Source organism: Telluria sp. LT2P34, from assembly GCF_059685915.1.
Map to the genome: position 1 here is coordinate 1 of NZ_JCASIN010000013.1, position 22,405 is coordinate 22,405.

The window sequence follows — 22,405 nt, forward strand, 5'->3', positions numbered from 1 at the left end:
CGCTATCGGTGCAGCGATGCGCAAGCTGGCGCACCTGTGCTTTGGTGTCCTCCACACGGGCAAGCCCTACGATCCAAAATTTGCGATGTAGGGCTTGACGATGAAGACGGTATCTACCGGTCCGTTTTTCACGTCGGCGAGTATGTCGCATCATGCGCAGGCCGTATCCAATTGCCGCGCCGTCCGCGGACGCGGCAGCGTCCACTCCGCGCAGACCCAGCGCTCGAAGTCCTGCGGCGCCATCGGGCGGCCGTACAGGAAACCCTGCACCTGGTCGCAGCCGGCGCCGCGCAGGAACTGCGCCTCTTCCGCCGTCTCCACGCCTTCGGCCACCACCACCTGCCCCAGGTCGTGCGAGAGCTGGATCATGGTCGCCACCAGCACGCGTTTGCGCTTGTCCAGGTGGATGTCGCGGATAAAACTCTGGTCGATCTTGACCACTTTCGCCGGCATGCTTTGCAGGTAGGCCAGGCTGCTGTAGCCGGTCCCGAAATCGTCGATCGCCAGCTCCACCCCGCCCGCGGCCAGGCCGGCCAGGGTCAGGCCGGCGAGCTGGCGGTTGCTCATCAGGGCGCTTTCGGTAATCTCGATGGCGAGCGCCGTGGCGGGCAAGCCGTGCTCGCGCAGGCGTGCCAGCACCCAGCTGCAGAAATCCGGTTCCAGCAGGTTTACCGCCGACACGTTCACCGCCACCTGCTGCGCCAGCCCGGCGCGGTGCCAGCTGGCGAGCTGGCGCAAGGCGCGCTCGATCACCCAGCGTGTCGTCGCGCGGGCCAGCGAAGTCTGTTCGATGACCGGGAAGAATTCGCCCGGCGAGACGTCGCCCAGCGCCGGATGGCGCCAGCGCAGCAGCGCCTCGGTGCCGACGCAGCGCCCGGTGGCCAGTTCGACCTTCGGCTGGTAGACCAGGCGCAGCTGGCTGTCGTCCTCGAGCGCGGGGCCGAACTCGTTCACCAGCCTGAAGCGCCGCATGAAGGCCGCGTTCTGCTCGGCCGAAAAGACGCGCACCCGCTGGGCGCCTTCGGCCGCATCGTGCGCCGCGCTGTACAGGTCGCGCAGCAGGCCGGACGGCGCGGTATGGCCGATTTCCAGCCCCGCCACGCCGATGCTGGCGGTGGTGACGAAGCGCGAGCTCATGGTTGCCGCGCGCAGCTCGAGCCAGGCGCCGAGCCAGGCGCAAAAGCGCTCGACCTCTGCCCCCGGCTCGGCCAGGAAGGCGAACTGGGTCACGCCGACGTGGTACAGGCGGCGCGCCGGTCCCAGCGCCGCGCGCAGCATGCGCGCCGCTTCGCAGACGATTTCATCGAGCCCGGCGGCGCCCATCGCGCGCGCCGCATTGCTCAGCTGCTCGATTGTCGCCAGGTTCACCAGCGCGGCCAGGCGCGCCTCTCCTGCCGGACGATCGATCGCCAGGTCGGCCAGGTCGTCGAAAAACTGGGTGCGGTTCGGCATGCCGCTGACCGGGTCGATGCGGCCGAGCGCGTGCTGCAGTTCGATCTGCGCCATCACCATCGCGGCCAGGTCGGCCAGGCCGGCGCGCTCGGTCTCGCTGAAGCCGCGCGGCTCCAGGCCCAGCACGCACATCGCCCCCAGGCAGTAACCGTCGCGCGTGGTGAGCGGCGCGCCGGCGTAGAAGCGCACGCCGCTGGCGGCCAGGTGGCTGTCGCGGTAGCGCGGGTCGGCCTGCAGGTCGAGGATCACCAGCATGCTGGCGGTGTCGGCCACCTGGGCGCAAGGCGCCTGTTCGCGCGGGATCGCGCAATGCGCGACGCCGACGCGCGACTTGAACCACTGGCGGTTGCTGTCGGTCAGCGAAACCGCCGCGATCGGCAGCGTGAACAGCTGGGCCGCCATGCGGGTGATCCGGTCGAAGGCCTCGTTCGGCGGCGTGTCGAGCAGGTCGAGTTTGCGCAAGGCGTCGAGACGGACTGCTTCCAGCGGGGCCGGCGAGGGGTGACTCATGGTGTCCTTGTGACTGCCGGCGGGGCGCCGATCGCTGGATGATGAAAATGATGAGCAGACCATTTTGATCATCAAATTTCACTGAGTCAACAAAATTTCCAGGGAATGTCACAAATTAATGTCGAATTGTGAACAGATCAGCACGCCGGCAGCGTGTGATTCGTCAAATCCGGCAGTTCGGCCCTGCCTGGTTCAGGCGCCGCCGGCTTGCTGCCGGCGCACCAGGGCGAGCACGGTGGCGCGGATGGTTTTCAGCACGGTGTCGGCCTTGAACGGCTTGACGATGAAGCCATGTACGCCGCGCGCCATGGCCGCTTCGATGGTGGGGGCGTCGAAGGTACTGGAGACCATGAAGACCAGGGTTTTCGGCAGCGCTTCACGCAGCTGCTCGACGACGCCGCTGCCGTCCTCCACCTGGTCGCGCGCGATGCAGATGATCTGCGGCTGGAATTTCATGGCCAGCACCAGCGCCCCTTGCGCGGTATGGGTCTGGCCGACGACCTCGTAGCCGCCCTCCTGCAGCACCGTATTCAACAGGCCGCGCGATACTGCGTTCGAATCGACTAACACTGCCTTGAGCATGGCATGGTCCTTCTGATGGTGATGTTCATGGCGAATTTCATGACGCTTCGTAGGCCAGCATTTTCCAGCTCACGCCCAGGCGCACATCGGTTTTCAGTTCGACGAGCTGGCGCGACAGGTAGAGGATATCGCGCTCGGCGCGCAAACGCTCGCCCAGCGGCGTCTTTAGAATGCCGGCGCCGGCCATGACGGCGTCCAGGTTGCCGTAGGCGGTCAGCAGGCGCGCGGCCGTCTTCATGCCGATCTTCGACACGCCCGGCACGCCGTCGGTGGCGTCGCCCATCAGCGCCAGCAGGTCGTGCAGCAGCTCGGGCGCGACGCCGAACTTGTTGCGCACCCAGGCGTCGTCATGCCACTCGTTCTTGAAATGGTCCCATACCAGGGCGCCATGGGCGATCAGCACGTGCAGGTCCTTGTCGGTGGTGGCGACGATCGCCTCGCCCCGGTTCTCCTGCAGCCAGCGCATGACGCAGGTGGCGAGCACGTCGTCGGCCTCGACGCCCGGCGCCACGATCACGGGCACGCCGGCGCCCTCCAGGCGCGCCTGGAACTCCGGCAGCGCCTCGCGCAGGCAGGAGGGCATCGGCGCGCGGTGCTCGCGGTAGCGCGGGTAGAGGGCGTGGCGCCAGGTCTCGCCGCCGTGGTCGAACGCGGCCAGCACGTGGGTCGGCGCGTGCGCCTCGAGCAGGTTGCGAAACGACGAGAAGGCGTGGCGCAGCGCGATCGTCGCCTTCAAATCGGAGTCGGGCTCCGGGCTGGCTTCGTAGACCCGGCGCACGATGTTCAGGCCGTCGATCGCGAGCAGCTTGGCCATGCCGTCTTACCTGGCGAAGTCGTATTTGCCGCCGCGCTCCAGGGCACGCAGGTAGGCCGGCCGTGCATGGATGCGCTCCAGGTACCCCGACAAGTTCGGGTACTGCGCGCCGAGGCCCGCGCGCGAGGCGGCCGCTTCCAGCGGGAAGCTCATCTGGATGTCGGCGGCAGTGAATTCGCTGCCGGCGAACCAGGCGCGCGTTGCCAGTTCGGCTTCCAGAAAGTCGAGCTGGTTGCGGATGTTGGGATTGATGAAGGTGTCCTTGACCTTGCGCGCGATGCCACGGGCGATCGGTTTCGCGAAAAACGGCAGCGGGCCATGCTCGATGCGGTCGAACACCAGCTTCATCAGCAAAGGCGGCATGGCCGAGCCTTCGGCAAAGTGCAGGAAGAAGCTGTACCGGCGTTTTTCCGGCGTGGCGGCCGGCGGCGCCATGCGCCCCTCGCCATAGGCTTCGATCAGGTATTCGATGATCGCGCCGGATTCGGCGACGGTGACATCGCCATCCGTGATCACGGGCGACTTGCCGAGCGGGTGCACGGCCTTCAGTTCGGGCGGCGCCAGCATCGTTTTCGGGTCGCGCTGGTATTTTTTGATCTCGTATTCCAGGCCCAGCTCTTCGAGCAGCCAGAGGATGCGCTGCGAGCGCGAATTGTTCAGGTGATGGACGGTGATCATGGGAGAGCGAGCCTGGTGCGAAGGAGCGTTAGCTTAGCATGGCGGATCACATCGTACGTCAGCGCACCGAGCCGCCGGGTGGCCCCATCTATGATGCAAGCATGGGCAGGATTCACATCGGTATCTCCGGCTGGCGCTATGTTCCCTGGCGCGGCGTCTTCTATCCGCGCGGGCTGGCGCAGGCGCGCGAGCTCGACTACGCCTCGCGCCAGTTGCCGACGATCGAGATCAACGGCTCCTTCTATTCGCTGCAGCGCCCCGAGAGCTATGCCGGCTGGTACCGCGCCACGCCCCCTGGCTTCGTGTTCGCGGTCAAGGGCAACCGCTTCATCACCCACATGCTCAAGCTGAATGAAATCGAAAGCCCGCTGGCGAACGTGATGGCGTCCGGCGTGTTCGAGCTGCGCGACAAGCTCGGCCCCTTCCTGTGGCAGTTCCCCGAAATGGTGCGCTTCGATCCCGAGCGCTTCGAGCGTTTCTTCGCCCTGCTGCCCCAGGACACGGAGAGCGCGCTGGCGCTGGCCTCGCGCCACCAGCCGCGCATGGAAGGCAGGGTCTCGCTCGCGATCGACGCACAGCGGCCGATGCGCCACGCCGTCGAAATTCGCCACGAAAGCTTTCGCGACGCACGCTTCATCGCCCTGCTGCGCAGGTACAACATCGCGCTGGTGGCGGCCGACACCGCGGGCCGCTGGCCGTATATCGAGGACGTGACGGCCGACTTCGTCTACATTCGCCTGCACGGGGACAAGGAGCTGTATGCCAGCGGCTACGATGACGAGGCGATCGCGCTGTGGGCGGCGCGGATCCGGGCCTGGAGCGCCGGCGGCGACGTGTACTGCTACTTCGATAACGACATCAAGGTGCATGCGCCCTACGATGCGCAGCGCCTGATCGCGGCCCTGGGCGCGGACCCGGGCCTGGACGTGGCCGGGCTGGCGCCGCCCTAGTCGATCACCATCCTGGTCAGCTCCGCGGAGCCGTTCCAGTCCGGCGCATACGTCCCTTCCTGGACATGGCGATGGAAGGTGGAGTGCGGCCAGTCCCGGACCCGCTCGACATGCCGGTGCTTGACCGGATCGTAATGGATGTAGTCCAGGTGCCGTTCAAAGTCGCCCTCGTCGCGCAGCTGGTGCTCCCAGAACTGGCGCTGCCAGAGATTGGCTTCGCGCCGATGACGGCTGGACGGATCCACGAAGGCGGTTTGCTGCAAGCGCCGCCCGACATCGCGCGACACATACTGTTTCAGCACCAGCCAGCGCGTGGCGTAATCGACATCGCCTTCGGGCAGCGTCCAGATGCAGTGCATGTGATCGGGCAGCAGGACCCAGGCATCGACGATGAAGGGCCGGGTGTCGCGGACAAACTGGATGGCCTGGGCCAGGCTGGCCCGGATGGCCGGGTTGCAGAAGATGGGCCGGCGCTGGTGGGCGACGATCGTGAAAAAATAGGTATTCCCAGCGGGAGATGGGCGATAGCGCGACATAGTCTTGCATCGTAATGCGGCCACATGCGCTGGCGGATGTGTTAAGTCAATTGTGACGCAGACGATACGAAATCGCGGCCAGGCATGCGGTTTGCATGGGGTGATACCCCGTGCGCACACGTGCCCACCCTACTTATCGCTGCTTACCTTTTCTCGTGGAGCTTGATTACGCGGTGTTTCGCGCCTGCCGGCGGGGTGGGTTCCGCGGGCGTTTCGCAGGTGTTGCAGGTCTTGCAGCCGCCGCCGCAGCTGGCGCCGGTGTCGAGCCAGCGCACCAGGGTCGAGTCGGCGCCGCCGCGCGAGAGGCGGTTGACGATGCGCAGGCGCCAGGCGGCGGGCAGGTATTTGGCGCCGACGTAGGCAGCCGCCAGCACCACGGCCAGGGCGACGGCGAGTTCCTGCCACATGCTTCAGCCCCCGCCCAGCGCCAGGGCGACGCGGTAGGTGATGAAGGAGGCGGCGTAGGCCAGCGCGAACATGTAGCCGGCCATCATCCACGCGTACTTGGCGCTGCCGGTTTCGCGGCGCACCACGGACAGGGTGGCGATGCACTGCGGTGCGTACACATACCAGGCCAGCAGCGACAAGGCGGTGGCAAGCGGCCAGGACGTGGCGATCAGCGGGGCCAGGGAATTGGCGACGTCATCGCCCGAGGCGGACAGCGCATACACGGTGCCGAGGGCGCCGACCGCCACTTCGCGCGCCGCCATGCCCGGCACCAGCGCGATGCAGATCTGCCAGCCGAAGCCGATCGGCTCGAAGATGAAGGCGAGCGCGCGGCCCAGCATGCCGGCGACGCTGTAGTAGATCGGCGGCTGGGTGGCGCCTTCCGGTGCGCCCGGGAAGCTCGACAGGAACCAGAGCAGCACCATCAGCGTCAGGATCAGGGTGCCGACGCGCGTCAGGAAGATCTTGGCGCGCTCCCACAGGCCCATGGCCAGCGTCGGCAGGTGCGGCCAGTGGTAGGCGGGCAGTTCCAGCAGCAGCGGATGCTGCTTGCCGCCGCTGCGCCGCTTCATGAACCAGGCCACCGCCATCGCGCTGACGATGCCCATCGCATACAGCACGAACAGCACCAGGCCCTGCAAGTTGAAAATGCCGATCTCGCGCTCGGGAATGAAGGCGGCGATGATCAGCGCGTACACCGGCAGGCGCGCCGAGCAGGTCATCAGGGGCGCGATCATGATCGTCACCAGGCGGTCGCGCGGGTTCTGGATGGTGCGCGCGGCCATTACGCCGGGAATCGCGCAGGCGAACGAGGACAGCAGCGGAATGAAGGCGCGTCCCGACAGCCCGACGCCGCCCATCATGCGGTCGAGCAGGAAGGCGGCGCGCGGCAGGTAGCCGATGTCTTCCAGGATCAGGATGAAGAAGAACAGGATCAGAATCTGCGGCAGGAATACCAGCACGCCGCCGACGCCGGCGATGATGCCGTCGACGATCAGGCTGCGCAGCGGGCCCTCGGGCATGGCGCCGCCGATCCAGCTGCCGACGCCTTCCACGCTGCCGGTGATCAGCTCCATCGGCGCTTCGGCCCAGCTGAAGACGGCCTGGAAGATCACGAACATCAGCGCGGCCAGCAGCACCGGCCCGATCACCGGGTGCAGCACCACGTTGTCGATCTTTTCCGAGAAATTGCCGGTGTCGTGGGCAGTGCTGACGCAGGCGTCTAGGATGCGGCGCACTTCGCGCTGGGTCTGTTCGACCGGCACCGCGTCGATGCTGGACAAGGGTTGCGGCTGGACCCCGCCGTCCAGGTCCATGCGGTCGAGCGCGGCCAGCAGCGCGGCCTCGCCGCCGGCCTGGATGGCGACGGTTTCCACTACCGGCATGCCGAGTTCGCGCGCCAGCTTGGCGGTGTCGATCTCGATGCCGCGCTTCTGGGCGACGTCGACCATGTTCAGGGCCAGCACCATCGGCAGCCCGAGGCGCTGGATTTCCAGCACCAGGCGCAGGTTCAGGCGCAGATTGGTGGCGTTGACGACGCAGACGATGGCGTCCGGCGCCGCTTCGCCGGCGCGCAGGCCGGCCACCACGTCGCGCGTGATGGCTTCGTCCGGGGTCTGGGCCGACAGGCTGTAGGCGCCCGGCAGGTCGAGCACGCGCAGCGCACGTCCGGCCGGCGAGGTGAAGCTGCCCTCCTTGCGTTCGATGGTGACGCCGGCGTAGTTGGCGACCTTCTGGCGCGCGCCGGTGAGGCGATTGAAGAGCGCCGTCTTGCCGCAGTTCGGATTACCCAATAATGCGATCAGGGGCGACCGCGCCGCCACCTGTTGTTCCATGACACCCATCGATTATTCCGGCTGGATGGAGATGAGGGCCGCCTCGAACTTGCGCAGCGCAAAAGTCGACTCGCCGACCTTGACCGCGACCGGCCCGCCCGGCAGGCCGCGCTTGAGCATGCGGATGCGTTCGCCCGGAACGAAGCCGAGTTCCATCAACCGGCGCGGCACGTCGACCCCATCCTGCGCGGTGGGCGCGAGGTGGATCACGGTGGCACTCTGCCCGACCTTCAGGGTATCGAGTGTGGTCAAAGTTGGGGCTAGGGTCATGGCGACGGTCCGGTGATGTAGCGCTGATGTAGCGCTGATGAGACAACTACGGACATCATAAACCTAAATGCGAATAATTTCTATTTGCAGGAAGATACCACGACAAAATCGCTTGCGTTCATCGAAAAGTTTCCGCAGAATAGAACACGAATGAGAACGATTCTCAATATTAATGCGTCATTATTTTAGTGACAATCCAGGGAACTACTTCAATGATCGTCTGTGTTTGCAACAACATCTCCGACCGTGAAATCCGCCAGGCCGTCGACCTCGGCATCACCTCGATCGCCGCGCTGCGCGCCGAGCTGGGCCTGGGTACCGACTGCGGCACCTGCGTCAGCTACGCACGCGAAGTGCTGCACGAAGCGCTCGACAGCAAGACCGTCGTGACCGAACTGCGCTTCCGCGCATCGCAGCCAGCCTGATTCATTTCCGCGAGCGCCGCTTTCTGCCGCGCGCCTCGCTGCCCTGCGCTATGATTGTGCTTATTACACATACATAATCAAGGCACATCATGAAGGGCGATCCCAACGTCATCCGGCTGCTCAACGCGCAGCTGACCAACGAACTCACCGCGGTCAACCAGTATTTCCTGCACGCGCGCATGTACCGCCACTGGGGCTTCTTCAAGCTCGGCAAGAAGGAATACGACGAATCGATCGGCGAAATGAAGCACGCCGACAAGCTGATCGACCGCATCCTGATGCTCGACGGCTTGCCGAATTTGCAGGCCCTGCACAAGCTCCTGATCGGCGAAAACACCGAGGAAATGCTGGCCGCCGACCTGAAGCTCGAACGCGCCGCCCAGTTCACCGTCAAGGAAGGCATCGCCGCCTGCGAAGCGGCCGCCGACTATGTCTCGCGCGACCTGCTGCTGTTCATCCTGGAAGACACCGAAGAACATATCGAGTGGCTGGAAACCCAGCTCGACCTGATCATCAAGGTCGGCATCCAGAATTACCTGCAGAGCCAGATGGTGGAGTAATGGCCGTCCACGGCCATTACTCGTAGGGTGGGCGGGGGATTTTAGTCCGGGGGACTAAAATCCCGCTCACGCGTTCAAATCACGTTTGAAAAGCCTGAGCAGTAGATCTTGTGCTGCCTGAACGCGTGAGCGGCGAACCGCGGGGCCGCCCAGGCCCACCCTACGGCCCCACCTGGTTGACCCAAATAGGGGCCGACCACAACACCTTGCCGTCGTCCTGGGTCACCTTCGCATAGTAAAAATGCGCGCCCGGCGCCGGCGTGAAGCTGATGTTCGCTTCGCTCGCCATCTGCGTCACATTCCCGCCCCTTCCGGGCACGCCTTCCATGATCGCCACCGAGGCCGCCTGCCTGCCGCCGCTGCTGGCGTAGTTCGCCACCAGCGTGACCGGCCCGGTATTCTCAAAGCGCTCGCCCATCATGCGGCCGTTCGCCGTCAGTATCAGTTGCGAACCCTTGTCCATGGTGGCGAACACACGCCGCGCCCGCAAGGCGTCGATGAAGCTGGCGCGATTCAAGGGCAGGCCGTTCGGAATCAGGACGCCGGTGCGGTTGGTGTAGGCCGTGCCCCAGTTGGCGCAGTGGTTGTCCTGGTTGGTGCTGAAGGCCACGTGGAAGCCGGCCTCCAGCACCTTGTTGCAGGCCATCTCGAAATTGCTGCGCCGGGTTTCGCCTTCCTTGTCGTTGCTTGAGAACGCGGTGCTGTTGACCACTTCGCACAGCGCCATCGCCTCGTCGCCATCTTTGGTGTAGCCAAGCGCCGTTCCCTGCACGCTGAACTGGCCGTTCATCGAGGGATGGTTGAACTGCCCGACCCAGCCGCGCTCGCGCATCAGGGTATAGAGCGCCGCATAATCGCTGCGCGGCGTTTCCAGGTCGGCCAGCAGCTCGCCTTTCGCGTTCTTTTCCCACCCCAGCAACTGTTCGCTATTGAAGATGTTGATATGGCCGCCCTTGTTGATGACGCCCCACTCCATGCCGTACAGCGCCAGGAAATCCGGGTGCGCCGCACTGAAACTGGCCGCGGCGTCGAGTCCCTTGCGGTACAGCGCCTTCGCGGTGGCCGGGTCGGCTTCCACCTGGGTGCTGTCGGAGCCGTCGAACATGTGGTTGTGCTCGGACGTGACGAGAACATCGAGACCGTGCCGGCGTGCATAGGCAAAAGCGGCGTCCGGTCCGTATTTCGCGCTCAAGGGTTCCTTGGCGCCCTTGCAGTCGGACAGTTCGGCGCCGCCGTCGCTGTGGTTGGTCTGGCTGTGCAGGTTGCCGAAGTAGACGGTGTAGGGCAGCGTGCCGGTGCCTGGCGCCGCCGCCAGCGGGCCGCGTGCGACCGGGAGCGGCGCGAACGGCGGCAAGGTCGGAGCCCGCGGCGGGCCGATTTCGATCTGCCAGGCCTGCTCGTGCACATCCTGGGAAGGCGCGCTGGACGCCGCATCGCGCGAGCCGGCGCGCAGGCGCACTTGGTAGATGCCGGCGGCGAGTTTGCCCGCATCCTGTCCCGACCAGGGCACCGCGACCGACACCGGCCCTTGCGGCATCGGCGTGCTGCCCTGCCAGCGGCGCACGACCAGCCCGCGCGGGTGGATCAGGTCGAGCTGCCAGTCGACGACCTGCGGCGTGCGCGCATTCGGGAAATCGAAAGCGAGGGTGAAAGTACGCGCCTCAGACATGCCGGGACGGGCGGCCCGGTAAGGCGCGTCGAGGGTGGCTTCGAATTCGCTGTGTTCGTCCGGACTGGCGCGGGTATTGGCAGCGCCGGAGGTGCAGCAGCACAGCAGCAAAATGCGCAACAACAGCGCGCGGCGGCAAGGGGGGCGGAGTGAGGTTTTCATGATGCAATTGTTGCAATTGCATCAGCAGTTCAACTTGCGCTAGCGCCCTGTTGAGTTGTCAATATCTATATATTTTTTGACAAAAGGACAAGCACCGCGATCCAGGCCGGCAGCATCAGAAATGGTATTGCGCGCGCAGCATCGGCGTGCTGGCGCGCTGGCCGCGCCCGCCCGTGGTGGCGCGGGTATTGCCGAACTTGTTGTTCCAGAACTGGTATTCGAGACCGACGCGCAAGCGGTTCTTCGGCTGCCCGACGTGGGCCCCGACGTCGTACATCAGGGCCATGTCGATATTCGTTTCCGGGCCGGTCTCCTGGCCGACTTCGTCCCGGCCCTTGGCGCCAATGAAATTGCCATAGCCTTCAAAGGAAAGCCGCTCCATCACCGGAATGGCCCAGCTGACGGAGAGCATCGCGTGGGTGTCGTAGGTGTAGCGGCCGCTGACACTGGAAATCGGTGGGAAGGCGCCGCTCGGCGCATTGCTTTCGCGTAGCAGCAGCAGGCTGGTATTCAGGAAGCCTTTCGGCACATCCCACATCAGGGTGGGACCGGCAACCAGCATGCGCTTGCGCGAGTTGTAGCCGACGTCGTTTTTCGTGTTCCAGTCGAAGCCGAGCGTCGCGCCCACGCCTTTTACCGGGCCGAAGCGCATTTCCCTGCCACGCAGCGCGCCGATGTCAAACGTGTGGCGGAAGACGACATAGGCTTCCTGCGCCCCTTCCGACTGGGTGGTCGAGGCCGGGTCGCTCTCGTCCGACTGCAGCAGGTCGACATTGAAGTAATTGCTGCCGTACTTGTAGCCGCTGGCATGGGTCAGCGCAAGGATGTGTTTTCGGATGTGCCCGGGATTGAAGGGCTCGGCGAAACGGGTGCCATAGCGCCAGCTGATGGCGGTATCGCTCCAGTCCGCGGCCTGGGCGGCCTGGGTGGCGCAGGACAGCAGGAGGGTGGCGCAGGCCGCCAGCGTGATCGTCGTCGTCATGGCATGGTTTTCGATTGGCTTGCTTCGCGTTCCGCCGGCATGGCCGGTCCTTGCCGGGGCGCGACCTGCAGCAGGACGTGATGGGCGGCGCCATCGTCGACCAGTTGCACGGTGTTGCCGGCAACAATTTGTCCATCGACCTGCAAGGCGCCCGACTCGGCGGCGCGCACTTCGATGGCGTACTGCGTGCTGCGGTAACGGTAGTGCAGGCGGAAACCCGGCCAGCCCTGCGGCAAGCGCGGCGCCAGCACCAGTTGCTCTCCACTGCGCTTGAAACCGAGCAGCGATTCGAGGATCAGCCGCAGCATCGGACCGGCCGGACCAGTGTAGCAGCCGCCACCCGCGCGCCCGCTTGCGGGCCCGTCGAACAAGGCGCTTTCAGCCAGTTGCCAGGCGCGCTCGCCCTGCTCGATGCCGGCCAGGGCCATGGCGGCCCAGAGCGCGGCCTCCGGCGCCTGGCCGCTCCCCGCGTTCCCATCGGCGGCAGCCAGTGCGCGGTGGGCGCGTTCATCGCCGGCCGCGCCCGAGAGCACGGCCCAGGCCTGCACGGCAAGCTCGGGCGCCGCCTGCTCGTCCTGGCGGGCGCGCCCGGCGCCGGGGCTGCTTCGGTAGCCGGCGCCATCCCAGGCGTGGTCGTCGATCCGGGCGGCGAGCGCCAGCGCGCCGGCGCGGCACGTCGTGGCGAAACCGTAATCGGCGCGCAAGGCGGCGACGTCGGCAAAGCGGCGCAGCACCTCGACCATGAAAAAGCCCAGCCAGACGCTCTCGGCGCCGTCGGCCAGCGGCAGGCCGTGTTCGCCGAAGCGCATGGCGTGGCGAATCGCCCGCACGCAGTGCTCGTACAAGTCGCCGTGGCCGTGGAGGACTGCTCGGCGCCCGCCGTCGTCCCCGGACGCGAGCGCTCGTTCTTCGAGCCAGGGGATCGATTCGCCAAGCACGCCGGTGTCGCCGGTGGCGGCAAGGTAATGCCAGGTCGCCAGGGGCAGCCACAGCAAATCGCTGGACGAGCGCATGCGTACGCTCTGCGGCGGCGGATAGCCGGGACTACCGGACCCCTCGTCGACGAACTGGCGCGCCGCGCACAGCAGCAGGTGTGCGCGTAGCAGTTGCGGGCGGGCGTGCACGACGGCCATCGCGTCCTGCAGGTGCTCGCGGAAGCACCAGGGCGCGTGCGGATCGAGGCCGGCGCCGCGCGCCCACATGCCGCGCGCGATTGCCGCGTACGGCAGCCAGCCGTTGACAAGCACATCGAGCATCGGGTCGGGCGTCTCGATCCGCAGCCCGCCCAGGGTGTCGTTCCACCAGGCGCGCACCTGCGCCAGCGCGGCCGCCGCATCAGCGTGATCCCGGACGATGGCCGCGATATCAAGGCCCTGCTGCGCCCCGAACATGAACACGATTTCCTTCTCCTCGCCCGGCGCCAGTTTGCATGATGCCTGCAGCGCCGCGCAGGGATCGAAGCCGGCGCCCAGGCTGCCCGCCAGATGCGAGCGGCACAGGGCCTGCGGGGCGCCGAGGCGCCCGTTGTGGCCGATGAATTCGAGGCGGTCGCAGGTGAAGGCCGCATCCCCGGCGTCCACATGGAAGAAGCCGACGCTGTCCGCCGCATTGGCGTGCCAGGGATTGCGGGCCAGGAGCGCGCCGCTGGCCGCATCCCGTTCGGTGACCACGTGCAGCGCCGACTGCGTGCGCTGCCGGGCCTCGCCCAGCACCCATTCGACATACCCGGTCACGGACAACCGGCGTAGCGCCGGGCCCTCGTTGCGCAGCTTGAGCACCGTGTACTTTACCGGGGCGTCGAGTGCGACGAAACTCGTCATCTCGGAGCGGATCGCGTGCGCGCTGTGCTCGAACACGCTGTAGCCGAAGCCATGGCGCGTCAGGTAAGCGCCGCCGGACGGCGTCGGCAGCGGTGTCGGCGACCAGATCACGCCGCTCGCTTCGTCGCGCAGGTAAAAGGCTTCACCGTCGCCGGCCCCGCCATCCTCGGCCGGCGCCGTCAGGTAATGCGCCTGCGCGCTCCAGCTGGCCGCCGCACCGCTGGCGGCGACGACGGCGCCCAACGCCGGATTGGCCAGCACGTGCGGCCGGAACGCCGGCGTGGCGCGGCCCGGCGCCGTGCGCACCAGGTATTCGCTGCCGTCGCTGCTGAAGCCGTCGCCGCTCTCGCCTGGCGGCTCGTCCACGGCCGGGAAAGCTGCCGCCTGGAGCGCACTCGCCAGCTGCGGCATCGGCGCCGTGGCGGCCGGCCGCGACGCCGCCGCGCGCCGTAGCTGTTCCGGCAAGCCGCCGCGCCGATCCAGCAACACGACGCGCGCCGCCGCCTGCATCAGCACACGCTCTTCTTCCGGCATGCCGTCGAAGGCAAAGGCGAAGATGCCGCCCGGGCCGTCGCCGGTATGGTCGTGCGCGCCGTCCGCGACCAGGCGCACGACCTGGCGCCGCACTGCGTCCGCATACCAGAGCACCAGGTCGACCGCCAGGCCCTTGCGGCGCCAGTACGCGTGCGCCTGCACCAGCTGGCGCACCAGTCCCAGGTTGGCGCTGTCGCGCACATGCACCAGCACGATCGGCAAGTCGCCCGAGATCCCGTAGGGCCACAGCTGCGCACGTCCCAGGCGGTTGCGCGCGATGACGGCGGGCTCGGCGCGCAGCGCGCGGTTCGGAAAGAGCACGGCGCCGGCCAGGCGCGCGTAGGCGACGGCATCGATCTCGGCGATGTCGAGCTGGCGCAGCAGCGCCTGCGATCCGGTCCAGGCCAGCTCGAAGGCGCTGTCGACGCCGCGCCCGTCGCGGTATTTGTCGACCAGGCGCAGCGCTTCATCGCGCGTGGGGGCCAGGCCGAGAACCAGATCGACCGTGACTTCCTCGCCAGCGGCCAGCGTCACGACGCGGCGGATCGCCAGCGCCGGTGCACGCCCTTCGGGTTCGGTCTCGAAGGAAGCCGGGTCGCCAGCTTCAGGACTGAGGGCCAGCAGGGTCAGCAGCCAGGGAGAACCCGTCTGCGGCGCCGTCGCGTGCGGTGTGTGCGGCCGGTGCGTGCACAGGATCGCGCCCTGTCCGGCCAGGATCTCGCTCTGCAGCGGCAGCGCGGCATGGCCCTCCTGCGCCAGCACCGGTTCGGCATGGCTCATTAGCTCGATGCGGCGCGCGCCGGCGCCGAGGTTGCGGATGCGCATGCGGCGCAGCTCGACGTCGTCGTCCAGCGCGACCACGATGTCGGTCTCCAGTTCGATGCCATGATCGACCCGGCGGAATTCGGCGCGGCCTTCGGGGAACACGGCCTTGTACTGCTCGGGCGTGGCGTAGGTCGGCAGGAAGCCTGGGGACCACACGGCCCCGCTGTCGAGGTCGCGCAGGGTGCAGGACAGCCCGGGGTTGGCGGCGCCCGCGGCTTCACTCCAGCGGGTCAGCGCCAGGTCATGCCAGCGGCTGTAGCCGGCGCCGTCGCTCGTGACCATGACGTGGTAGCGGCCATTCGACAGCAGTTGTACTTCATGCGGGACGCCGGGGCCGTCGATCGACCGCTGCAGGTCCGGCCCTGGCGCCTGCGCCGCGGACGGTCCGGGCGCCTGGAGACTGGCGACATCGAACGCGCCCGACTTCGGCACGCGCTCGTACAGCAGCGGCAGCGCGGCGGCGAGCTGCGCGTCGGCGGCGAAGCGCTCCTGCATCGGCCCGCCATGCAGCAATTGCGACAGCGCCAGCAGGCCCATGCCCTGGTGGTGCGCCATGAACGAGCGCACGACCGCGTGCGTCTGGTTGCGCGGCAGCCGCGCGCGGGTATAGTCGACCGCTTCATAAAAGCCGTACTGGCCGATCCAGCCGAGGCCCGCCATGCGCTCCAGGTTGGCGCAGGCCGCGGCCGGCGCCACCGTCAGCGCCAGCATCGCCGCGTAGGGCGCGATCACGAGGTCTTCGGCGCCGCCCGGCTTGAGAGCGTCGGCCACGCCGCTGCCCGGGACGCCGAAGGCTCGGTAGCCATAGTTCATCGCCGCGTCGAAGGTGTTGAAGCCGGATTCGGACATGCCCCAGGGGACGCCGTGGCGGCCGGCATGGCCGGCCTGCACGCGCACCAGCGCCTGGCAGGTCTTCTCGAACAGGGTGCCGCGATAACCCGGCATCACCAGCTGCGGGGCCAGGTAGTCCGCCATCGACCCGCTGCCCGATAACAGCAGCTGCTCGCCATCGATATACGCCAGCGGGCGCTTCAAGGCGAACCAGTGCGATTGCGGCAGCTGGCCGCGGGCGATGCCGATGAAGCTGGCCAGGCGCGACTCGGAAGCCAGCAGCTCGCAACTGGCGGGGTCGCGTTCGTCGGTGCTGGCGTTATAGCCGCTGGCAAGCAGGCCGGTGCCGCTGTCGTAGAGAAAGCCGAAATCCATGTCGGCGAAGGCGCGTGCCTGCCCTGCCAGTTCGCCGATCGCGTCCAGGCGCGCGCGCGCCGCCGCGGCGCCCTGTGCCACCATCGCCGCCAGAGCATCATCGGCAACGGGGACCATGGCATAAGCGGCCAGCTCGCGCAGGGTCGGGATGCGCGTCAGGCTGGCCTCGAACACGTATTCCTGCGCCGCCTCCATCCAGGGGACCAGCGCCAGCAGGTCGGCGCGGGCGGCGTGGCAGTCGGCCTCGAAGCGCGCGCTCCATTCGCGCAGGAGCGCGGGCGCATCGTCAGGCACGGCGTCGCCGATGGCGCTGGCCGCCCCGGCGGCGCTGCCCAGGAGATCGAGCAGGTCGGGCAAGGTGCCGGCCTTGCGGGCCGCCCCCGGCTGCAGCAGGCCGCGGCAACGGGCGATGGCCTCGCCCAGCGCCGGCGGAATCAATCCGGGCGCTTCCTGCGCATGGTCTTCCACTACCTGCAGCGTGGCGCGCATGCCGGCCAGCGCATGGCTGCGGCCGACCGGAACATCGGCCAGCGCCTCCAGGCCGGCGGCCAGCGTCAGCAGGTGGGCGGCCAGGTTGCCGCTGTCGACGGTCGACACCATCATCGGCTGCAGCGGCGCCAGCGTCTGGGTGTCGTACCAGTGGCAGAAATGGCCGCGATGGCGTGCGAGCAGCGCCATGCTGTCGAAGGCGGCGCGCACGCGCGCCAGCACCTCGGCCTGGGGAATGAAGCCGAAGTCCCAGGCCGCCAGGTTGGCCAGCAGGCCGATGCCGATGTCGGTCGGCGAGCTGCGGTGGGTGGGGCGCGGATGCGGATGCTCCTGCATGCTGTCGGGCGGCAGCCAGTTGTCGGCGGGCCCGATAAAGGTCTCGAAAAAATGCCAGTGGCGGCGTGCGAGGCTGGACAGGAACAGGGCTTGGGCGTCGGCCAGTGCCGGCGCCGCGCTCGCTGCGCTGGCCCCGGGCTGGCTGACCCACCAGGCCAGCACCGGCGACAGGAACCACAGCAGCAGCAGCGGCGCCGCCGCGAACAGCGCCAGCGGATGCAGGAAAGTCAGCAGCACCGCGACGCAGGCCGGCAGCAGCACGGCAAACCACATGTTGCGCAGGTTCAGCTCGATGTCGCGCAGGGGGCGCGCCGGGCCGGGTGCGCGCACCTGCAGCAGGTGGCGGCGCGAGACCAGCATGCGCCAGCTGCTGCGCGCGATCGCTGCGACGCCGACCCAGGCCTCATGCGGCAGCACCGCGACCTGCATCCCGGCGCGGCGCAGGGCCAGGCGTGCATCCTGGCCCCAGTTGGCCAGGTGCTGGCGCCACAGCGTGTCGCGCGGCCGGTCGGCCAGCTTCAGAAGCATCTCGATAAAGGCCGGCAGGAAGAACACCGACAAGGCCGCCGCGCTCCAGAACGCTGGCGAGGCCAGCCAGCCCCAGCACAGCACCAGCATGCCGGTCAGGGTGGGCGCGACCAGGCTGCGGCGCAGGCTGTCGAGCAGCTTCCAGCGCGCCAGCGGCGGCAGCGGATTGGCGGTGCGGGTGCCGGTGGGGGCTTCGACACGGGTGCGCAGCCAGCCCGCCAGCTGCCAGTCGCCGCGCATGCGGCGCTGGCGGCGCGCCACGTCGTCGTCGTACCGGTTCGGACAGGGCTGGTAGAGCTGGACGTCGCCCAGCAGGCCGCCGCGCAGGTAGCAGCCTGCAAGCAGCTCGTGCGACAGCGCCGCGTGCTCGGGCAGGCCGGCCAGCACGCGCACGCAGGCGTCTACTTCGTAGATGCCCTGGCCGCCGGTTGCGCCCTCGCCGAACAGGTCTTGCCAGACATCCGGCAGCGGGTCCGGGCTGAGGTCGATGCCGGGCTCGCCGCTGCACAGGCGTGCATACCGCGAGCTTGCGCCCAGCGGCAGCGAGGCCGTCACGCGCGGCTGCAGGAAGCCGTGCCCGGCGACCACGCGCAGGCCGTCGGCGCTGAGCGCCGGCCGGTTCAAGGGGTGCGCCATGGCCGCGATCATCTGGGCGGCGGCGCCCTGAAGCAGCTGGGTGTCGGCGTCGAGCGCAATCACGTAGCGTATCTTGGCCAGGCTGTCGAAGCGCCCTTCGGCCAGCATGAAGCAGGCGCGCGCGCCGCCGCGCAAAAAGGCGTTCAGGTCGGCCAGCGCGCCCTGCCGGCGCGCACGGCCGATCCAGGCGCGTTCGCTGGTGCTCCAGGTGCGGCGCCGCTGCAGCAGCAGGAACGGCGCCGCGGCGCCCTGGGCGTAGCGGGCGCTGTAGCGGGCATTGAGCGCGCCGACGGCGCTGCATGCGGCGTCCAGCAGCTCGGCGTCGAGGGGCACGGTTTCGCTGGCGGCGTCGGTAAAATCGCCGAGCAGGCAAAAGCGCAGCTGGGGGTCGCGGTTGGCGAGATAGTGCAGCTCGAGCCGGCGGCACAGGCTGGCCACCTCCGCGCGGCTGCCCAGGACCGCGGGCACGACCACCAGCGTTTGCGCCCCGGGCGGAATGCCGGCGCTGAAATCCATGCGCGGCAGCAGGCGCGGCGCCACCAGGCGTGCGGTCATCAGGTCGATCAGGGCCAGCGCCAGCTGGCTGGCGCCGCAGGCGGCCAGCAGGCCAAGGCAGACCAGCAAGGCCGGCGAGGCGCCGCCGCGCCAGGCGTGCACCACCAGCGCTGCGACGAACAGCAGCGTGAAGGTGGCGGCAGCGCCCAGGTAAGCCTGCAGCGGGCGGCGCCTGGCGCCAGCGGCCAGCGCCGCCAGCGCGCCGGGGCGCTGTCCCAGTATCGCGCGCAAAGCCGGCTCCCCATCGGCGACGAGGCAATGGCCGACGTGGCGGGTGCGCAGATCTTGCCCGCGCGCGGCCAGCGCCAGCGCTTCGGCCACGACCTGCAGCTCGTGCTGGCCGCGCTGGCCGTGCTGGCTAGCCTGGCGCGCCAGGCGCTCCACGGCCTGGCGATACTGGCCGCGCGTGGCCGCATCCATCTGCGGGTAGACGCCGGCCGGGTCGGTGCGCAGCGCCGCTTCGACCGCGCTTGCCGACTCGAGGAAGGCCTGCCAGTCGATCGTGCCGGCCAGGCGCAGGCTGGCCAGGCTGTGAACAAGCGCTACCGCGTCCGACGCCTCGTCGCGCGTGTCCGCTTCCAGCTGCTGCGCCAGCGTGAGGCCGTCGTCGCGCAGACGCGTGCCGAGCCAGTCCAGCACCCCGGCCAGGGCACCGTCGCGGCCCTCCAGGCGGCGCGCCAGTTCGGCGACAAAGGCCGTCCCCATCGGCGATGCCGAGCGCGCCATGTCGGCCATCAGGAGGACCAGGTCGCCCGGACGCGCATCGGCCGTCGTTTCCATGCGTGCGGCCCAGTCGCGGGCCAGCGCGCGCTGCCGGTGGGTGTTTTCGAGACGCGCGGCGAGGCCGCACAGCTTTTCGATCAGCGCCAGGCGCAGCACCAGAGGAAAGGCCCGCAGTTCGGCCAGCGCCAGCGGTGCGCCCGCCTGGCAGGCGGCGATCGAACGGCACAGGCCAGCGTACTCGAGGCGGCCGTCGCCATGGGCCAGCGCTTCCAGCGCCAGCTGGTCGATGCGCTGGTGCTCGCCCGTGCGCGGCAAGTGCCGGCGCACGAAGCGGACCTGCTCGTCGATCAGGTAAGCGTGGTCCAGCAGGGGCTGCGCGGTCGAGGACAGGCCCTGGGCCGTACGCGCATTCGCGATCACCGCGGCGATGCCTGCGGCGGCGTGGTCCAGGCGCGCCAGCAGGTCGCTGCCGCCGGGCGCGTGGATGGGGGAATCCCCCGCCTGCAGCACGCCGGGCAGGGTGTGCGATTGATCGGTCAACAGGAGCCTCGATGATGAGCGTGCAGGCAAGCCGATGCGCGGCCAGGGCGAGCATCGCTGCACACGCCTTTTGCCATGCTAAGACCTCATCAAAAACGAGACGGTGCGATAGCGAACAGTGCGCGAACACTGCGTCCTCACCGCGATCAGAACAGCGCCAGTCCTCCCGCCAGGTGGCGCACGGTCGGGTGGCCCAGCGCCTGCGCCAGCTGCGCCGCCCTGGCGCTGCGGTTGCCGCTGCGGCAGAAAAACACCAGCGGCCGCGTTTGCGCGCGCAGCCAGTCGGCATGCCCGGCCAGGCGCGACAGCGGCAGGTTGCAGGAAGAACGTCCATGCAGCTCGGGTGTGCCGGCCGCGTGTTCGCAGGCTTCGCGCACGTCGATCAGGATCGCGCCCGGGTGCTGCGCCAGGAATCGGGCCAGCCCGCGCGCATCGATGGCGATGCAGGGAGCGTTACCGGAACCAAGGGCAGGATCGACCGGCGGCAATCCCAGGTCCGGCGCCGGCGGCCCCGCCGTTAGGGCGCGGCCGCAATGGGCGATGCGCGCGCAGGCCTGCTCGATGAAGGCGTCGTCGATCAGCGCACCAAACGACATGCGTACCGCATTCGCGCAGCGCGCATCCGGCAAACCCATCGCCTGCAGCACATGGCTGGGCGCGGCTTTGGCGGCGGCACAGGCCGAACCCGCGCTGACGCGCACGCCGGCGGCGTCGAACAGGTCGAGCAGCGTCTTGCCCGATACGCCAGGGACCGAAAAATTGAGCGTGGTCGGCAGCGCGTGGGCGAAGGGCATGTTGAATTCGACGCCGGGGAATGCGTCGCGCAGCGCGGCGGCGAGCCGGTCGCGCGCGGCGGCCAGCTGTGCAGGCGAACAAAAGGTGCCGCCCTCTTCCAGCGCGCGCAGCACCGCGCCGAGCGCGGCGATTCCCGCCATGTTCTCGGTGCCGGAGCGCTGTCCCGATTCCTGCCCGCCGCCGCAGATCAGCGCCGTGTAGGGAGCGCCTTCGCGCACGTAGAGCATGCCGATGCCTTTCGGCGCGTACAGCTTGTGGCCCGAAAAGGGTGCGTAGTCGATGCGCGTGCGGTTCAAGGCCAGCGGCAGCTTGCCGAGCGCCTGCACGCAGTCGACCATCCACAGCGCCGTGCTCCTGGATTCCTCCAGCACGGCGGCGATAGCGTCGATGTCGGACACCACGCCGTTCTCGTTATTCGCCGCCATCGTGCACAGGAAGGCGGTTTCTGGCGCCAGTTCGCGCAGCAGGTCGAGACGATGGCGTCCCTCGCCGTCCACCGGCAGCGGCCGCAGTGTCAGGCCGGTGCCGAGCACGCGGTTCCAGTGCGCCAGGCTTTCCGGCACCGCCTTGTGCTCGGTCGCGCCATAGACCAGCAAGTCGCCGCAGGGCAGGCCGGCAGCGCGCCGCTCGCGCACGGCGCACAGCGCCGACAGCACCGCTGTCTGGATGCCTTCGGTGGCGCCGCTGGTGAACATCAGGCGCCCGCTGTCGGCGCCGAGCACGCGCCGGGCGCAGGCGCGCGTATCGTCGAGCAGCTGGCGCGCGCGCAGGCCGGCGGCGTGGCTGCTGCTCGGGTTGCCGAAGGTGCCGGCCAGCGCCGCCAGGGCGGCGTCGAGCGCCGCCGGCAGCACGGGCGAACTCGCATTTGCGTCGAGGTAGATTTCACTGTACATAACTGAACTTAAAAAGCGTGCAAAAAGTGTAAACACGAAACCAGATCGTGTTATTGTTAAGCAATATCTTATATAGTCAGGGCGGAAAGCGCGTTTCGATTTTTACTAAAATTCGCCTAGGTTTAGCATGAATGTTCTGTTAGTGACCTATAATTAAAATGAATTCACTAGACAAATTTGATTGTGCCATTCTCGCCGCTTTGCAAGCCGACGCGACCCTGTCCATTTCCGGCCTCAGCGATAAGGTCGGCCTGTCCAGCACCCCCTGCTGGAAGCGCGTCAAGCGCCTTGAGGAAGACGGTTACATCGAAAGCCGCGTCACCATCATCAACCGCCAGAAGGTCGGCTTGCCGGTCACCGTTTTCGTGAGCGTGCGCACCAGCGAGCACGATGAAAAATGGCTGGAGCGGTTTGCTGCCGCCGTCGTCGCCCTGCCCGAAGTACTCGAATTCCACCGCATGAGCGGCGACATCGACTACCTGCTGAAAGTGGCGACCACCGACATCGCCGGCTACGACCGCTTCTACAAAAAGCTGATCAAGACGGCGCAACTCTCCGGCGTGTCCTCGGCCTTTTCGATGGAGCAGATCAAGTGCACGACTGCCCTGCCGCTGGAACTCATCGCCCACGGTTTGCCTGCCTGAGCCCTCCTC

General features: G+C 68.0%; 16 protein-coding genes. 4 read left to right on the forward strand and 12 right to left on the reverse strand.

From position 1 onward, the window contains the following. Positions 1-150: 150 nt before the first annotated feature. The 4 genes from AC56KZ_RS20305 to AC56KZ_RS20320 all read right to left on the reverse strand — a co-directional run bounded on the left by AC56KZ_RS20305 (position 151) and on the right by AC56KZ_RS20320 (position 4,036). Positions 151-1,962, reverse strand: coding sequence for a putative bifunctional diguanylate cyclase/phosphodiesterase (locus tag AC56KZ_RS20305; protein WP_497163986.1), 1,812 nt, complete (start codon positions 1,960-1,962; stop codon positions 151-153). A 192-nt stretch (positions 1,963-2,154) separates the two neighbouring features. Then, positions 2,155-2,544, reverse strand: coding sequence for an ANTAR domain-containing response regulator (locus AC56KZ_RS20310; RefSeq protein ID WP_497163987.1), 390 nt, complete (start codon positions 2,542-2,544; stop codon positions 2,155-2,157). Positions 2,545-2,581: 37 nt separating this feature from the next. Further along, entirely contained in the window at positions 2,582-3,358 is a 777-nt protein-coding gene (locus tag AC56KZ_RS20315; RefSeq protein WP_497163988.1) for a 5'-3' exonuclease, read from the reverse strand. 6 nt (positions 3,359-3,364) lie between these two features. After that, positions 3,365-4,036, reverse strand: a complete 672-nt coding sequence (locus AC56KZ_RS20320; RefSeq protein ID WP_497163989.1) for a glutathione S-transferase — start codon at positions 4,034-4,036, stop codon at positions 3,365-3,367. Positions 4,037-4,137: 101 nt separating this feature from the next. Here AC56KZ_RS20320 and AC56KZ_RS20325 point away from each other — a divergent pair, with 101 nt between their 5' ends. Next, positions 4,138-4,986: a DUF72 domain-containing protein gene (locus AC56KZ_RS20325; RefSeq protein ID WP_497164020.1), complete on the forward strand. Its 849-nt coding sequence runs from the start codon at positions 4,138-4,140 to the stop codon at positions 4,984-4,986. On the opposite strand, the gene AC56KZ_RS20330 is transcribed toward AC56KZ_RS20325, so the two are convergent. From AC56KZ_RS20330 to AC56KZ_RS20345, 4 genes are all read right to left on the reverse strand, one after another. Beyond that, positions 4,983-5,522 carry an REP-associated tyrosine transposase gene (locus AC56KZ_RS20330; RefSeq protein ID WP_497163990.1) on the reverse strand — a complete coding sequence of 180 codons (540 nt, stop codon included), beginning with the start codon at positions 5,520-5,522 and terminating at the stop codon, positions 4,983-4,985. The genes AC56KZ_RS20325 and AC56KZ_RS20330 overlap by 4 nt on opposite strands. 143 nt (positions 5,523-5,665) lie before the next feature. Next, entirely contained in the window at positions 5,666-5,929 is a 264-nt protein-coding gene (locus tag AC56KZ_RS20335) for a DUF6587 family protein (protein WP_497163991.1), read from the reverse strand. Positions 5,930-5,932: 3 nt separating this feature from the next. Then, complete coding sequence (feoB, locus tag AC56KZ_RS20340; protein WP_497163992.1) at positions 5,933-7,813, reverse strand: ferrous iron transporter B; 1,881 nt, start codon at positions 7,811-7,813, stop codon at positions 5,933-5,935. Between the two features lie 3 nt (positions 7,814-7,816). Beyond that, positions 7,817-8,074 carry a FeoA family protein gene (locus tag AC56KZ_RS20345; RefSeq protein WP_497163993.1) on the reverse strand — a complete coding sequence of 86 codons (258 nt, stop codon included), beginning with the start codon at positions 8,072-8,074 and terminating at the stop codon, positions 7,817-7,819. 212 nt (positions 8,075-8,286) lie between these two features. Here AC56KZ_RS20345 and AC56KZ_RS20350 point away from each other — a divergent pair, with 212 nt between their 5' ends. Continuing rightward, entirely contained in the window at positions 8,287-8,499 is a 213-nt protein-coding gene (locus tag AC56KZ_RS20350) for a (2Fe-2S)-binding protein (RefSeq protein ID WP_497163994.1), read from the forward strand. 89 nt (positions 8,500-8,588) lie between these two features. Next, positions 8,589-9,059, forward strand: coding sequence for a bacterioferritin (bfr, locus tag AC56KZ_RS20355; protein WP_497163995.1), 471 nt, complete (start codon positions 8,589-8,591; stop codon positions 9,057-9,059). Between the two features lie 160 nt (positions 9,060-9,219). Here the strand turns inward: bfr and AC56KZ_RS20360 are convergent, their stop codons facing one another. The 4 genes from AC56KZ_RS20360 to AC56KZ_RS20375 form a co-directional block, all read right to left on the reverse strand. Continuing rightward, positions 9,220-10,890: a CehA/McbA family metallohydrolase gene (locus AC56KZ_RS20360; protein WP_497163996.1), complete on the reverse strand. Its 1,671-nt coding sequence runs from the start codon at positions 10,888-10,890 to the stop codon at positions 9,220-9,222. A gap of 115 nt (positions 10,891-11,005) precedes the next feature. Next, positions 11,006-11,872 carry an outer envelope protein gene (locus AC56KZ_RS20365; protein ID WP_497163997.1) on the reverse strand — a complete coding sequence of 289 codons (867 nt, stop codon included), beginning with the start codon at positions 11,870-11,872 and terminating at the stop codon, positions 11,006-11,008. After that, a complete protein-coding gene (locus AC56KZ_RS20370) occupies positions 11,869-20,064 on the reverse strand; it encodes a GH36-type glycosyl hydrolase domain-containing protein (protein WP_497163998.1) in 8,196 nt (2,731 codons plus the stop codon). The genes AC56KZ_RS20365 and AC56KZ_RS20370 overlap by 4 nt, the downstream gene beginning before the upstream one ends. Positions 20,065-20,210: 146 nt before the next feature. Further along, positions 20,211-21,752, reverse strand: coding sequence for an aminotransferase class V-fold PLP-dependent enzyme (locus tag AC56KZ_RS20375; protein WP_497163999.1), 1,542 nt, complete (start codon positions 21,750-21,752; stop codon positions 20,211-20,213). A 158-nt stretch (positions 21,753-21,910) separates the two neighbouring features. Here AC56KZ_RS20375 and AC56KZ_RS20380 point away from each other — a divergent pair, with 158 nt between their 5' ends. Next, entirely contained in the window at positions 21,911-22,396 is a 486-nt protein-coding gene (locus tag AC56KZ_RS20380; protein WP_497164000.1) for an Lrp/AsnC family transcriptional regulator, read from the forward strand. Positions 22,397-22,405: the final 9 nt, after the last annotated feature.

What these genes read in the sequence shown, in the direction of transcription:
- AC56KZ_RS20305 (WP_497163986.1), bottom strand. Translation starts at nt 1,962, where the DNA reads ATGAGTCACCCCTCGCCGGCCCCGCTGGAAGCAGTCCGTCTCGACGCC.
- AC56KZ_RS20310 (WP_497163987.1), bottom strand. Translation starts at nt 2,544, where the DNA reads ATGCTCAAGGCAGTGTTAGTCGATTCGAACGCAGTATCGCGCGGCCTG.
- AC56KZ_RS20315 (WP_497163988.1), bottom strand. Translation starts at nt 3,358, where the DNA reads ATGGCCAAGCTGCTCGCGATCGACGGCCTGAACATCGTGCGCCGGGTC.
- AC56KZ_RS20320 (WP_497163989.1), bottom strand. Translation starts at nt 4,036, where the DNA reads ATGATCACCGTCCATCACCTGAACAATTCGCGCTCGCAGCGCATCCTC.
- AC56KZ_RS20325 (WP_497164020.1), top strand. Translation starts at nt 4,138, where the DNA reads ATGGGCAGGATTCACATCGGTATCTCCGGCTGGCGCTATGTTCCCTGG.
- AC56KZ_RS20330 (WP_497163990.1), bottom strand. Translation starts at nt 5,522, where the DNA reads ATGTCGCGCTATCGCCCATCTCCCGCTGGGAATACCTATTTTTTCACG.
- AC56KZ_RS20335 (WP_497163991.1), bottom strand. Translation starts at nt 5,929, where the DNA reads ATGTGGCAGGAACTCGCCGTCGCCCTGGCCGTGGTGCTGGCGGCTGCC.
- feoB (WP_497163992.1), bottom strand. Translation starts at nt 7,813, where the DNA reads ATGGGTGTCATGGAACAACAGGTGGCGGCGCGGTCGCCCCTGATCGCA.
- AC56KZ_RS20345 (WP_497163993.1), bottom strand. Translation starts at nt 8,074, where the DNA reads ATGACCCTAGCCCCAACTTTGACCACACTCGATACCCTGAAGGTCGGG.
- AC56KZ_RS20350 (WP_497163994.1), top strand. Translation starts at nt 8,287, where the DNA reads ATGATCGTCTGTGTTTGCAACAACATCTCCGACCGTGAAATCCGCCAG.
- bfr (WP_497163995.1), top strand. Translation starts at nt 8,589, where the DNA reads ATGAAGGGCGATCCCAACGTCATCCGGCTGCTCAACGCGCAGCTGACC.
- AC56KZ_RS20360 (WP_497163996.1), bottom strand. Translation starts at nt 10,890, where the DNA reads ATGAAAACCTCACTCCGCCCCCCTTGCCGCCGCGCGCTGTTGTTGCGC.
- AC56KZ_RS20365 (WP_497163997.1), bottom strand. Translation starts at nt 11,872, where the DNA reads ATGACGACGACGATCACGCTGGCGGCCTGCGCCACCCTCCTGCTGTCC.
- AC56KZ_RS20375 (WP_497163999.1), bottom strand. Translation starts at nt 21,752, where the DNA reads ATGTACAGTGAAATCTACCTCGACGCAAATGCGAGTTCGCCCGTGCTG.
- AC56KZ_RS20380 (WP_497164000.1), top strand. Translation starts at nt 21,911, where the DNA reads ATGAATTCACTAGACAAATTTGATTGTGCCATTCTCGCCGCTTTGCAA.